Source organism: Yersinia sp. J1, assembly GCF_050586585.1.
Taxonomy (GTDB): domain Bacteria; phylum Pseudomonadota; class Gammaproteobacteria; order Enterobacterales; family Enterobacteriaceae; genus Yersinia; species Yersinia entomophaga.
In genome coordinates this window covers 1-12,935 of the sequence record NZ_JBOBDP010000026.1, presented here as the reverse complement: position 1 = coordinate 12,935, position 12,935 = coordinate 1, and the positions used below count along the sequence as shown (strand labels likewise).

The following is a 12,935-nucleotide window of genomic DNA, read 5'->3' as shown; positions in this document are numbered from 1 at the left end:
CTTCCAGGTTGTACTTTCATCTTTATGCCCCATCCAGCCCATCAGAAGCTCCATACAGTCGACAATGGGTAATTTCGCATCTAGTAAATCACTGAGGCGATAGGTGCCATAGGTGGCGCGTAAGTCATGGAAGCGATGGGCGAATGATGGTTTTACCTGTTTGATTTCTGCCCTGAATTCAATCCATCGAGCTTCAGTGGATTTCGCTGTGACAGGGTTGCCTTGTTGGCTAACAAAGAGTGGTTCGTGGCGTTTACAGCGTTCTAGTATTTCAACTGTCTTGTGAGTTGATGGACGGGACTCTCGACCTAACTGCTCAATTTTTCTGTTAAGTTTGGCGACACGCTTCAGGCGGCGTTCTGAAGTTCGATATTCATTCAATGACTGAAGCAAATCCGATGAGATCTCAACCACCCTGTTTTTTAGGAACTTGGTTTGTACCCCTGTAGAGCGGGGGCATAACAGAATTTCTAGGCGATGTTCGCTCTCAACAAGCGGGGTTGCTGTATCTAGCGCATCTAGTGTCAGGGTTGCCACTTCTTCAACTCGCATTCCTGTATCAACTGCAAGCAAAACTTGTAAGCGCAACTCTTCAGATGTGTGTAGGAGGTGTTGAGTCAAAATACTTAGGGCATCAAGACTTAACGGAGATAGTGGTCTGATGTTTTTACTGTCCGCATTTCTTGGTACTTTTATGCGTAAATCACTGGTCTGGACGACAAAAGTTGGAGATATATGGGCAAGAACCCCATTGTTCTGAATAGAAACAAACTCTATTTTGAAGGGTGCTTCCTGCTCGTTCTTCACTATAAGGTAACCATCATGCATCAGCCATTTATAGTAATTGACGATTTGGTTCATACGAACACAGGCTGTGCTATGTGCAAGTCCGCCTTGCTTTATTTGCTTGAGCAGGTGGGCGCGGAATAGGTAAGTCGGCTTGAGCCGTTTAACAGGTGGAAATTTATCCCACGGTAATCCGTTGTCCTCAAGAAACTGATAATAGGCACGCAGGGCCTGTGCGCAGGGAGATAAGTCTTCTGCTTTCTTGACGGTCTTTAGATAAAACAAATAGCTGTTGGCTGCGAGATTGAATATGCCATCTTGCGAAAAAAATGTTGGCAGTGAACCAATATTGCCATTGGAAGGCTGGCAATGGAATGTATCATCATCCAGTTTGTGTAGTTCAGTCTCTTTGAAGATATCGCTGGAGTGCACAAGGTATGTCATAAATTATCCTGAAAAATATCACTGTCCATGTATACATGATGGACAGTGATTGATTATTTTCCAGATTTATTTACGTGTGTAAGATGCGTTTTCTACACTAACCCCTCATGGTCACAAATTCTTCCGCGGCGGTCGGGTGGATAGCTACGGTATTGTCGAAGTCTTTCTTGGTTGCGCCCATTTTTACTGCTACGGCGAAACCTTGCAGAATTTCATCCATACCAAAGCCGATTCCGTGGATACCGACGATTTTCTCTTCTGCGCCCACGCATACCAGCTTCATACGGCACGGCTGGCGATGTTGAGTGACGGCGCTGTACATCGCAGTAAAGGAGGATTTATAGACTTTTACCTGATCGTCGCCAAACTGCTCACGCGCCTGCGGCTCGGTTAAACCAATAGTGCCAATGGGTGGGTGGCTGAATACCACGGTTGGAATATTGCTGTAATCAAGATGCTCGTCTGGCTTGTTGTTAAACAGGCGCTCGGACAGGCGGCGACCTGCAGCCACGGCAACCGGAGTCAGCTCCACTGCACCCGTGTTGTCACCAACGGCATAAATACCTTTTACATTGGTATTTTGGAATTTATCGACGACGATATAGCCTTTTTCATTGGTTTTCACACCGCAGGCGGCCAGATTCAGGTTGTCGGTCGCAGGTTCGCGGCCAATCGCCCAGATCAGATGATCAACGGTCACTTCTGTGCCGTTTTCCAGTTGCAGCGTCAGACTGCCGTCAGCATTTTTAATCACGGCTTTTGGCACGGATTCGGTATGCAGTTTTGGCCCTTCGGTGTTCATGACTTCCACTAGGGTTTCTACGATCAGCGGATCAAAACTGCGCAGCGGCGCGTGTTTACGTACAAACAGGTGAGTTTCGGTGCCTAAACCGTTCAGTACGCCAGCGATTTCGACGGCGATATAACCCGCGCCAATGACGGCAACGCGTTTTGGCATTTCATCTAGCTCAAAGAAACCGTCGGAATCAATACCGTATTCCGCGCCGGGAATATTTGGATGGCTAGGGCGGCCGCCGGTGGCGATCAGGATGTGATCCGCAGTGATTTTCTCGCCGTTGACTTCAACGGTATGAGCATCGACAAAGCGAGCGAAGCCCTGAATCACATCAACTTTGTTATTGCCTAAACCACGCTCGTAGGACTGATGAATACGATCAATGTAGGCGGTACGGTTGGCGATCAGGGTTTTCCAGTCGAAGTGGTTCACCGTGGTATCAAAACCGTAGTCCGGACCGTACATGCGAATCGCTTCAGCGATTTGTGCCGCGTGCCACATCACTTTCTTCGGCACACAGCCGACGTTGACGCAGGTGCCGCCGAGCTGTTTAGCTTCGATCAGCGCACATTTTTTACCGTACATGGCTGCCCGGTTGATCGATGCGATCCCGCCACTGCCGCCGCCAATTGCCAGATAATCGTAATGTTTGGTCATCAGGATCATTTCCATGAGTGTAGTTTTATAGAAGCAAAGAGTTTAACGCCAGATCCCACTTTGTCGCAAAGATTGCATCGATGGCTGTGATAGGTGTTGGAAGACGAGAAAGCTTTTGCGCTAAACGGTGATAAAAATTGGGTAATATTGAATGAGCCGGACAGCATGGATTGCAGCCCGGCCAGGAGCGAAAGGCGCGGCGATTATTCCGGCACGACCCATTTTACCAAGGTGTGGCCGTGACCAGAGGGTACTAGCGCTTTATGCAGCCAAGGTAGCAGATCGGTCATTTGTTTTTCCAACTTCCACGGCGGGTTAATTACGATCATGCCAGAGGCAGTCATACCGTGTTGATCGCTATCCGGACGTACCGCCAGTTCGATTTGCAGAATCCGGCGGATGCCCGTGGCTTCTAGTTCACGCAGTAATCGTTTGATTTGCTGGCGTAATACCACTGGATACCATAAAGCGTAAGTACCGGTCGCAAAGCGCTTATAACCTTCCTGAATCCCTTTTACCACGTCCTGATAATCGGTTTTCATTTCATAAGGCGGATCCATTAGCACAAAACCGCGGCGAGACTGCGGTGGTAACTGAGCTTTCAGTTGCTGGTAACCGTCGGCGCGTTGCACTTTGGAGCGTTCGTCTTTGGCAAATTCTTTACGCAGCATCGGGTAATCGCTGGGATGCAGCTCGGTTAGGCTGATTTTGTCATATTCACGTAGCAAATGACGGGCGATCAGCGGCGAACCAGGGTAATAACGTAGCTGCCCGTTGTGATTCAACGCATTAATGGCGCTCATATACGGAGCTAAATCAGCCGGTAAATCATCTCGTTGCCAAATCTTGGCGATACCTTCCAGATATTCCCCAGTGCGTTCGGCGTGCTCGCCGCTTAGCTGATAGCGGCCTGCGCCAGCGTGGGTATCTAGATAAAGGAAAGGTTTTTCTTTTTCTTTCAAAGACTCAATAATCAGGCTTTGAACAGTATGTTTGAGTACGTCGGCATGGTTGCCTGCGTGAAAACTGTGGCGATAACTTAACATTTGCGGCTTCTCCTGCGGCTTAGGCAGCATTATCTATCAAAGGGAATGATGCCGCCAGCCATTGATTTTCCGCGCGACAGACCTCATGTTAAATGTTCATCCGCATTTATCATCTGACGGTAGGAAAATCATGAGTAAACCATCGTCAGGACGACAACTATAATCAGGACACCCTATGACAAATCCGCTGTTGACTCCGTTCTCCTTGCCGCCGTTTTCGGCTATCCGCCCTGAAGATATCGTGCCTGCGGTGCAATCCGCTTTAGATGAATGTCGTCAATCGGTGGAGCGGGTTGTGGCCCAACCGGGTCCTTTCACCTGGGATAATCTGTGCCAGCCGCTGGCAGAATCCGACGGCCGTCTCTCTCGCATCTGGTCGCCTGTCGGCCATTTAAACGCGGTAAAAAATAGCCCGGAATTGCGTACCGCCTACGAGCAAAGCCTGCCGCTGCTGTCTGAATACGGCACCTGGGTTGGCCAGCATAAAGGTTTATATCAGGCTTACGTCAGCCTGAAAGAAGGCCCCGGCTTTGCCGAATTGACTCCGCCGCAGCGTAAAGCGGTGGAGAATGCGCTGCGTGATTTCCAATTGTCCGGTATTGGTTTACCGGAAGAGCAGCAAAAACGTTACGGTGAAATCGTGGCGCGTCTGTCCGAGCTGGGTTCGACCTACAGCAATAATGTGCTGGATGCCACTATGGGCTGGACCAAACTGATTACCGATGAGAAAGAGCTGGCTGGTTTGCCGGAAAGCGCTCTGGCCGCCGCTCGCGCGATGGCCGAAGCCAAAGAGCTGGATGGCTGGCTGCTGACGTTGGATATGCCGAGCTATCTACCGGTGATGACTTACGCGGATAACGCCGCGCTGCGTGAAGAAATGTATCGCGCGTTTGCAACCCGGGCCTCCGATCAGGGGCCGAACGCCGGTAAGTGGGATAACAGCGAAATCATGGCTGAAATCCTGACTCTGCGCCACGAACTGGCTCAGTTATTAGGATTTGAAAGCTATGCCGATCATTCATTGGCGACCAAAATGGCTGAAGATCCGCAGCAAGTGCTGAATTTTCTGAATGATCTGGCCAAACGTGCACGTCCGCAGGCAGAAGAAGAGCTGGCGCAGCTGCGTGCTTTTGCCAAACAACACTTCGGTGTCAGCGAGTTAGCGGCGTGGGATATTCCTTACTATTCCGAGAAACAAAAGCAGCATTTATTCTCCATCAGCGACGAGCAACTGCGCCCTTACTTCCCGGAACAGCGCGTGGTAGAAGGTCTGTTCGAGGTCGTGAAACGCATTTACGGTATTACCGCCAAAGAGCGGCAGGGCGTGGATACTTGGCATCCGGACGTGCGTTTCTTCGATCTGTTTGATGCTCAGGGCGAGCTGCGCGGCAGCTTCTATCTGGACTTGTACGCTCGCGAACACAAACGCGGCGGTGCGTGGATGGGCGATTGTATCGACAGTCTGCGTCTGGCTAACGGTGAGCTGCAAAAGCCGGTGGCTTATCTGGTGTGCAACTTCAATGGCCCGGTCGGTGATAAACCGGCGCTGTTTACCCATAATGAAGTCACGACTCTATTCCATGAATTTGGCCACGGTTTGCACCATATGCTGACCCAAATTGATACCGCCGGTGTTTCCGGCATCAGCGGTGTGCCTTGGGATGCGGTCGAGCTGCCGAGCCAGTTTATGGAAAACTGGTGCTGGGAGCCGGAGGCGCTGGCGTTTATCTCTGGCCATTATCAAACCAATGAGCCTTTGCCGCAGGAAATGCTGGATAAGATGCTGGCGGCGAAAAACTATCAGGCGGCGCTGTTTATCCTGCGTCAGCTCGAATTCGGACTGTTTGATTTCCGTATGCATTTCGAGTTTGATCCGGCTAAAGGTGCGCAGATTCTGTCAACCTTACAGGAAGTGAAAAAACAGGTTGCCGTAGTGCCATCACCAAGCTGGGGTCGATTCCCCCATGCTTTCAGCCATATTTTTGCCGGTGGTTATGCGGCGGGTTATTACAGCTATCTGTGGGCAGAAGTGCTGTCGGCGGATGCGTTCTCCCGCTTTGAAGAAGAGGGCATTTTCAACGCTGAAACAGGCCAATCTTTCCTCGACAATATTTTATCTCGCGGTGGTTCCGAGGAGCCGATGACGTTGTTCAAACGCTTCCGTGGGCGCGAGCCGCAGTTGGATGCTATGCTGCGCCACTACGGTATTAAAGGTTAAGTCTGAAGGGCATTATCCCGCGTGAGTATTCGTTTAATTTGTGAAGAAGGTGCCGATCCCGGCACCTTATCTATTCTGGCTGAACGCTGGGGTTTGATTTCTGACGAGCAGGCGACGATGGCGCTGGTGTTAACGCCAACGCAATTGGAGCTGCGTAAGTTGGATGAACCCAAGCTCGGCGGGATTTTTGTCGATTTTGTTTCCGGTACTCTGGCTCATCGCCGTCGGTTTGGCGGCGGACGCGGTGAGGCGGTGGCGAAAGCCGTTGGTATCAAAAAAGGCTATTTGCCGAACGTGGTAGACGCAACCGCCGGTTTGGGGCGCGACGCTTTTGTTTTGGCGGCTTTGGGCTGCAAAGTCCGGATGCTGGAGCGGAACCCGGTAGTGGCTGCGTTGCTGGATGATGGCCTGCGGCGGGGTTATCAGGACCCTGAAATCGGTGGCTGGTTACAGGAACGTATGACTTTGCTACATGCTTCCAGCCTAACGGCGTTGGCCGATCTCGATCCGCGTCCAGAAGTGGTTTATCTCGATCCTATGTATCCGCACCGGCAGAAAAGCGCGTTGGTGAAGAAAGAAATGCGAGTGTTTCAGTCATTGGTTGGCGCGGATGAAGATGCTGATGGACTATTGGCCCCGGCGCGCGCACTGGCCACCAAAAGAGTGGTAGTGAAGCGGCCTGACTACGCTGAACCTTTGGCTGGCGTGCCCGCTCAGGCCGCCATTACGACCAAAAGTCACCGTTTCGATCTGTATTTGCCTTAGGCGATATCGTTTAAATTCGTTGTCTAAACTCCCCATTCCAGCACGACGTTTTTGCCAGAATGGGGTTTTATTATCCGACCTTAACTTAAAGCACGCCCTGCGCCAGCATGGCATCAGCAACTTTTACAAAGCCTGCGATATTGGCACCGTGAACGTATTGCGTTTGTTTTCCTTCTCCGCCGAATTCCACGCAAGACTGGTGAATATCCAGCATGATGTGACGTAAACGCACATCCACTTTCTCTGATTTCCAGCTCAGGCGTGCCGCATTCTGCGCCATTTCCAAACCCGATGTGGCAACGCCGCCGGCATTGGCAGCCTTACCCGGAGCAAACAGCACGCCAGCTTCGATAAAAGCATCAGTGGCCTGAATGGTCGTTGGCATATTTGCGCCTTCCGCGACGGCTTTCACACCGTTGGCGATAAGCTGACGAGCGGCGGGCAGATCCAATTCATTTTGGGTCGCGCAAGGCAGAGCAATGTCTACCGGCACGTTCCAAGGCTGCTCACCCGTCAGATAGGTCAGATTGCGCTCGCGGGCATAATCTTCCACGCGGCCATAACGTTGGTTTTTGATTTCAGACAGGTGGGCCAGTTTTTCTGGCGTAAAGCCAGCCTCATCTACCAGAGTGCCGCCAGAATCGGAAACGGTAATCACGCGCGCGCCCAATTCCATTGCTTTCTCAATGGTATACTGCGCTACGTTACCCGCGCCGGATACTGCCACTTTCATGCCTTCAAATCCCAAACCGTGGCGTTTCAACATAGCGTCGGTGAAATAAACCAGACCGTAGCCGGTAGCTTCTGGGCGAATCAGACTGCCACCGAAGGACAAACCTTTGCCAGTGAACACGCAGGCGGTGTTGTTGGACAGCTTTTTCATCATGCCGGTCATAAATCCAACTTCACGACTGCCAACGCCGATATCACCGGCTGGCACGTCGGTGTCTGGGCCAAGATGACGATAGAGTTCGGTCATCAATGCCTGACAGAAACGCATGACTTCAGCCTGACTTTTCCCTTTAGGGTTGAAGTCGGATCCACCTTTTCCGCCACCCATTGGCAGGGTGGTGAGAGCATTTTTGAAAGTTTGCTCAAAGCCGAGGAATTTCAGAATCGAAAGATTTACCGATGGATGGAAGCGCATCCCGCCTTTGTAAGGGCCGATTGCGGAGCTGAACTGCACCCGCCACGCGCGGTTAACCTGTACCTGACCTTTATCATCAACCCACGATACGCGGAACTGGATGACTCGCTCAGGTTCAACCAGACGCTCCAGCAGACTTTGCTCGCGATAGCGCGGATTCTGTTCCAGGAATGGCCATAGGGAGGTGAAAACTTCACGGACTGCCTGAAGGAATTCCGGCTGGTGGGCATCACGTTGTTGTAAAGATTCTAGAAACGACTCCAGAGAGGCTAAATCATTCATCAAAAAAGATTCCTTTGTACATGGTAGATCCCCGCTAACGATTTCTTATTGGAATGAGTATGGCGAAATAGTGAGAGGGCGATGTTGTGTCTTTCTTGACTATATCACCGCTTTATAATCATACCGCAAGGGTTTTCTCACTGAAATATAACGAAGTTATTAGGGCGGGGGACAAAGGGATTTGGGGTTATATAATGATAAACGCCTGCATAGGCAGGCGTTCTAAATGTATATTAATTCAATCGTGGTTTATTATTCGTCATCTTCGTCTTTCAACGGAACGATCAACATGTCGACGTGAACGGTATTAATCAGCTGGCGAGCAGAGGACATCAGCTTGCTCCAGAAGTCTTGATGATGACCACACAGCACCAGATCGATATCGTATTTTTTAATCGCATCAACCAGAACCTGGCCCAAATCGCCGCTACCGCTTAAGGTTTCAGTGATTGGATAACCTGCATTTTGGGATAGCTCGGTCAGCGCGCTGTGGGTTTCTTCAGAAATACGTTTCTGCATGTCGCCCAAATTAACGTCGATCAGGCCGGTATAGAGATCCGAATAGTTAACATCCACATGGATCAGGGACACTTTGGCATTGTATGGTTTGGCCATAGAGACCGCTTTTTCAACCAACACCTTGCTTTCCGGAGACAGGTCTACCGCAATCAGAATGTGTTTGTAAGCCATAAGTAAACTCCTTCCATAATGCTAATTAATGGGTAAGCAATCATTCAGGTAACTGAACGGGCGCTAAGGCTATGTCTAGATACTATCACTATGATCCATAAGCGAAGTGTTTCACCGATCACAACGCAGGCTTTTAATTGCACGCGTTAAAGCTTAAGTCACTGTTTTACACCAATAGACGGCTTAATCCTATTGCTCAGACCGCTGTTGTCAAATATTTGGCCGTTTATCCGGTAATCATTTGGCTCGCTATATCCATAATTATAGTACTGATAAAGCAGTGAGTATTGATCAAAAACGCCGGTTCGCTAGCTTTTATCTCTGCATTTAAGTTAAGAGAGACTAACTATTTTGAGCTGTTTCTGGCGATTCTTCACTGAAATTTGCGCCTAAAAGCATCAGTTGCGTACAAAATGTGACCGGATAAATCAGAGATTATCAGGCTATTTCTGATTTCATTTCCTACACTGGTAAATGGGTTAGGCAAAATTTTAGCGGTAGCGTCGGCTCATATATAAAAAAGGTGATGGAGAGGCATGTTTCTGCGCCTCGGGGATGGTTGTAATGGCTAGAGCGGGCGATGGCGTAACGGCGAATCAAAGGTGTCGTTAACGCGAAATATCGCTGGAGGGGGAATCATGATCAGTACCGTCGCGCTTTTCTGGGCTTTATGTGTGGTGTGCGTGGTGAATATGGCGCGTTATTATTCGTCTCTACGTGCGCTATTAGTGGTGTTACGCGGCTGTGATCCATTGCTGTATCAATATGTGGATGGGGGCGGTTTTTTCACCTCTCACGGACAACCCAGTAAACAAATTCGGCTAGTGCGTTATATCTACGCACAGCGTTATACCGACCACCACGATCCGGAATTTATCCGTCGCTGTGAAAGACTGCGCGGCCAGTTCATTCTCACCAGCGCCCTGTGCGGCTTGGTCGTTGTCAGCTTGATGGCGCTGGCTCTATGGTACTGAGATGATTTTTGATGATAGCCAACTAAAAAAGGCGACCCCGATGATGAGGACGCCTTTTTATTTGCGGTAACGTGGAGTCATCCAGCCAGGCTTAGATGAATTTCAACGCTATCCAGTACAGTGAACCGGAAAGAAGAATCGATACTGGCAGAGTAAGAATCCAGGCCAGCATGATGCTCTTAATGGTTTTACCCTGTACGCCACCGCCATCGACCAGCATAGTACCGGCAACGGCTGAGGAGAGAACCTGGGTCGTGGAAACCGGCATACCGGTGTAGCTGGCAATACCGATAGATACCGCCGCGGTCATCTGGGCCGAAACCCCTTGCGCGTAGGTCATTCCTTTCTTACCAATCTTCTCACCAATGGTCACTGCAACACGTTTCCAGCCAACCATAGTGCCCAGAGAGAGCGCCAAAGCTACTGCAACGATAATCCAGGTAGGTGCGTATTCCACGGTTTCCAGCAAATCTTTACGCAGGTTGTTCAGGAAACGCCTGTCCGCAGAACTGGTTTCCGGTAACTTGGCAACCGTGCCAGCCGTTTCGGCGACACACATTAGCAAGCGACGCATATGGCTGCGTTGCTCCACAGTCAGGTCGTCGTAGCTTTGCAGGTTAGCCAACAGTGCCTGCGCATGGTCGATAGCAATCATGGCGCGAGAGCTGTCACAATGGAACTGCGCCGGTGTATCAGGCAGAGTCTCTGGTGCGGGGACCAAAGGCTTCAACGCGATAGCGTGCGGCAAGGCTTCACTGTGTTGCTGATAATATTGCTGCAAATGAGTTACGGCATCCCGCGTACGGGCAATATCGTAACCAGTCGCGCTCATATTAACGACAAAACCAGCCGGTGCGACGCCAATCAACACCAACATAATCAGGCCGATACCTTTCTGACCATCGTTAGCGCCGTGAGAGAAACTCACGCCGATAGCCGATAAAATCAGAGCTGTACGGGTCCAGAACGGTGGTTTGCGTTTACCATCTTTCTTTTCACGCTCAGCAGGCGTTAAGTGAATACGAGCTCGCTTTTTGGTTCCGCTCCAGTAACGACGCAGCAGGAATACCATCAACCCAGCAATAATTAAGCCCACTAACGGCGACAAAATCAGTGATAGGAAGATTTGTATCATCTTTGGAATATTCAGTGCATCCACCACGGATGTACTAGTCATCACCGCGTTGGTTAGGCCGATCCCAATGATGGCACCAATCAGCGTATGTGAGCTGGAAGCAGGAATACCGAAGTACCAGGTTCCCAGATTCCAGATGATCGCCGCCAACAACATGGAGAAGACCATCGCCAACCCATGAGCCGAACTGACATTCAACAGGAGATCTGTAGGCAATAAATGAACGATGGCATAGGCCACGCTCAAACCGCCCAGCATCACGCCAAGAAAGTTGAATACCCCCGCCATAACCACAGCGATCTGTGAACGCATGGCACGGGTGTAAATTACGGTAGCAACCGCATTGGCTGTATCATGAAAACCATTGATGGCTTCGTAAAACAGCACGAACAAAAGAGCAAGAACTAACATAAGGCCGGTATGGAAATCCAGGCCAGCGAAAAGATGTAGCATAAGCGTTACGCCAGTTTGTGGACATGAACGCGGCGCATTATCGGTGACAATAGGGGTTGGGGAAAAGGAAAAAATGACCTTTCTTTGATATAAATGTGGATAGATGCATCATAACCATGAACATAACCATGAGATATCAGCAAGTTACTCTGATTTACTGAATCTAACATTTTCTTACTATAGCGATCTTTCTGTTAGGGCCTTACAATCCTCCGCCGCTGATTATTCGGTTATTTGTGGTGAACACTGCGGTAAAATTGCGAAATATGAGCAATTTTGCGGCGATAATGATTTTACAGAGAGAGGCCGAAAGTGGAACAGTTTGACGTAGTGGTGGTGGGCGCGGGTGCCGCAGGGCTATTTTGCGCGGCTCAGGCAGGGCAATTAGGGCGTCGGGTATTGCTGGTGGATAACGGCAAAAAGGCTGGGCGTAAAATCCTGATGTCTGGCGGCGGGCGCTGTAATTTCACCAATCTCTACGCGGAACCTGCGGCTTATCTTTCGCAAAACCCTCATTTCTGTAAATCTGCGCTGGCGCGTTATACCCAATGGGATTTCATTGATCTGATCAATCGACACGGTATTGCCTATCACGAGAAAACCCTCGGTCAGCTGTTTTGTGATGATTCCGCGCAGCAAGTGGTGGAACTGTTGCTGAAAGAGTGCGAATCAGGTCAGGTAACTATCCGTTTACGCAGCGAGATTCTGGCGGTCGAGAAAATCGACGCGGGCTTTGAATTACAGATAAATGAACATAAAGTGAGCACTTCCTCACTGGTTATCGCTTCCGGTGGCTTGTCGATGCCGGGGCTGGGCGCGACGCCTTTCGGTTATAAAATCGCCGAACAGTTTGGCCTGAAGGTTTTGCCGACCCGCGCCGCGTTGGTGCCTTTTACACTGCATAAACCTCTGCTGGAGCATCTACAAACTCTCTCCGGCGTTTCAGTGCCCGCGGTAGTGACGGCAGAAAACGGCGTCAGTTTCCGCGAAAGCATTTTGTTTACTCATCGCGGCCTGTCTGGCCCGGCCATTCTTCAGCTTTCCAGCTATTGGCAGCCTGGCGAATATGTGAGCATTAACTTACTTCCTGATACCGATTTGGACGCTTTCCTGAATAGCGAGCGCCAGGCACATCCGAATCAAAGTTTGAAGAACACGCTGGCGCAGCTGCTTCCGAAACGTTTGGTGGAGTGCTTACAGCTGTTAGGTCAGATACCTGACGTCACCTTAAAACAGCTTAATGTGCCTCAGCAGGCAGCGCTGGCGGTGACGTTGCAAGAATGGCGGGTGCAACCTAATGGTACTGAGGGCTACCGCACCGCAGAAGTTACCATCGGCGGTGTAGATACGCAGGAGCTGTCTTCCAAAACTATGGAAGCTCATAAAGTTCCGGGGCTGTATTTTATCGGAGAAGTGGTGGACGTGACCGGTTGGCTGGGCGGCTACAACTTCCAGTGGGCATGGAGCTCCGCCTGGGCGTGCGCACAGGCGCTGGCGAGCAAATAGCCCGCTAGCTTTGCATCTAAAGAACCGATGGATATA

The 12,935-nt window shown here is 50.3% G+C and carries 10 protein-coding genes; 4 read left to right on the top strand and 6 right to left on the bottom strand.

Annotated features, from left to right (window positions below; all coding sequences use genetic code 11):
- The 3 genes from ACQ4OC_RS19100 to ACQ4OC_RS19090 form a co-directional block, all read right to left on the bottom strand.
- Positions 1-1,230 (bottom strand): tyrosine-type recombinase/integrase (locus tag ACQ4OC_RS19100; protein ID WP_430971521.1); only part of this gene is annotated, 1,230 nt, incomplete at its 3' end.
- A gap of 97 nt (positions 1,231-1,327) precedes the next feature.
- On the bottom strand, positions 1,328-2,683 hold the full coding sequence (gorA, locus tag ACQ4OC_RS19095; RefSeq protein WP_430971520.1) for a glutathione-disulfide reductase: 1,356 nt from the start codon (positions 2,681-2,683) through the stop codon (positions 1,328-1,330).
- A 203-nt stretch (positions 2,684-2,886) separates the two neighbouring features.
- Positions 2,887-3,729 carry a 23S rRNA (adenine(2030)-N(6))-methyltransferase RlmJ gene (locus tag ACQ4OC_RS19090; protein WP_064515731.1) on the bottom strand — a complete coding sequence of 281 codons (843 nt, stop codon included), beginning with the start codon at positions 3,727-3,729 and terminating at the stop codon, positions 2,887-2,889.
- 175 nt (positions 3,730-3,904) lie between these two features.
- On the opposite strand from ACQ4OC_RS19090, the gene prlC reads away from it, so the two are divergent.
- Both prlC and rsmJ read left to right on the top strand, forming a co-directional pair.
- Positions 3,905-5,947, top strand: coding sequence for an oligopeptidase A (gene prlC, locus ACQ4OC_RS19085; RefSeq protein ID WP_064515729.1), 2,043 nt, complete (start codon positions 3,905-3,907; stop codon positions 5,945-5,947).
- Positions 5,948-5,968: 21 nt separating this feature from the next.
- Positions 5,969-6,712 (top strand): 16S rRNA (guanine(1516)-N(2))-methyltransferase RsmJ, encoded by a 744-nt coding sequence (gene rsmJ, locus ACQ4OC_RS19080; protein WP_064515726.1) that lies wholly within the window; start codon positions 5,969-5,971, stop codon positions 6,710-6,712.
- An 85-nt stretch (positions 6,713-6,797) separates the two neighbouring features.
- Here rsmJ and gdhA read toward each other — a convergent pair whose 3' ends face one another.
- Both gdhA and uspA read right to left on the bottom strand, forming a co-directional pair.
- Positions 6,798-8,141 (bottom strand): NADP-specific glutamate dehydrogenase, encoded by a 1,344-nt coding sequence (gene gdhA, locus ACQ4OC_RS19075; RefSeq protein ID WP_064515724.1) that lies wholly within the window; start codon positions 8,139-8,141, stop codon positions 6,798-6,800.
- Between the two features lie 252 nt (positions 8,142-8,393).
- Positions 8,394-8,831, bottom strand: coding sequence for a universal stress protein UspA (gene uspA, locus ACQ4OC_RS19070; RefSeq protein ID WP_064515721.1), 438 nt, complete (start codon positions 8,829-8,831; stop codon positions 8,394-8,396).
- Between the two features lie 638 nt (positions 8,832-9,469).
- On the opposite strand from uspA, the gene uspB reads away from it, so the two are divergent.
- Positions 9,470-9,805: a universal stress protein UspB gene (gene uspB, locus ACQ4OC_RS19065; protein WP_004722620.1), complete on the top strand. Its 336-nt coding sequence runs from the start codon at positions 9,470-9,472 to the stop codon at positions 9,803-9,805.
- Between the two features lie 91 nt (positions 9,806-9,896).
- Here uspB and pitA read toward each other — a convergent pair whose 3' ends face one another.
- Positions 9,897-11,393: an inorganic phosphate transporter PitA gene (pitA, locus tag ACQ4OC_RS19060; protein ID WP_064515718.1), complete on the bottom strand. Its 1,497-nt coding sequence runs from the start codon at positions 11,391-11,393 to the stop codon at positions 9,897-9,899.
- 312 nt (positions 11,394-11,705) lie between these two features.
- Here pitA and ACQ4OC_RS19055 point away from each other — a divergent pair, with 312 nt between their 5' ends.
- The gene (locus ACQ4OC_RS19055) at positions 11,706-12,899 is read left to right on the top strand and encodes an NAD(P)/FAD-dependent oxidoreductase (RefSeq protein ID WP_064515715.1); all 1,194 of its coding nucleotides are present in this window, start codon (positions 11,706-11,708) and stop codon (positions 12,897-12,899) included.
- Positions 12,900-12,935: the final 36 nt, after the last annotated feature.

Coding starts and splice junctions, on each gene's coding strand:
- gorA (WP_430971520.1), bottom strand. CDS start 2,683: ATGACCAAACATTACGATTATCTGGCAATTGGCGGCGGCAGTGGCGGG.
- ACQ4OC_RS19090 (WP_064515731.1), bottom strand. CDS start 3,729: ATGTTAAGTTATCGCCACAGTTTTCACGCAGGCAACCATGCCGACGTA.
- prlC (WP_064515729.1), top strand. CDS start 3,905: ATGACAAATCCGCTGTTGACTCCGTTCTCCTTGCCGCCGTTTTCGGCT.
- gdhA (WP_064515724.1), bottom strand. CDS start 8,141: ATGAATGATTTAGCCTCTCTGGAGTCGTTTCTAGAATCTTTACAACAA.
- uspA (WP_064515721.1), bottom strand. CDS start 8,831: ATGGCTTACAAACACATTCTGATTGCGGTAGACCTGTCTCCGGAAAGC.
- uspB (WP_004722620.1), top strand. CDS start 9,470: ATGATCAGTACCGTCGCGCTTTTCTGGGCTTTATGTGTGGTGTGCGTG.
- pitA (WP_064515718.1), bottom strand. CDS start 11,393: ATGCTACATCTTTTCGCTGGCCTGGATTTCCATACCGGCCTTATGTTA.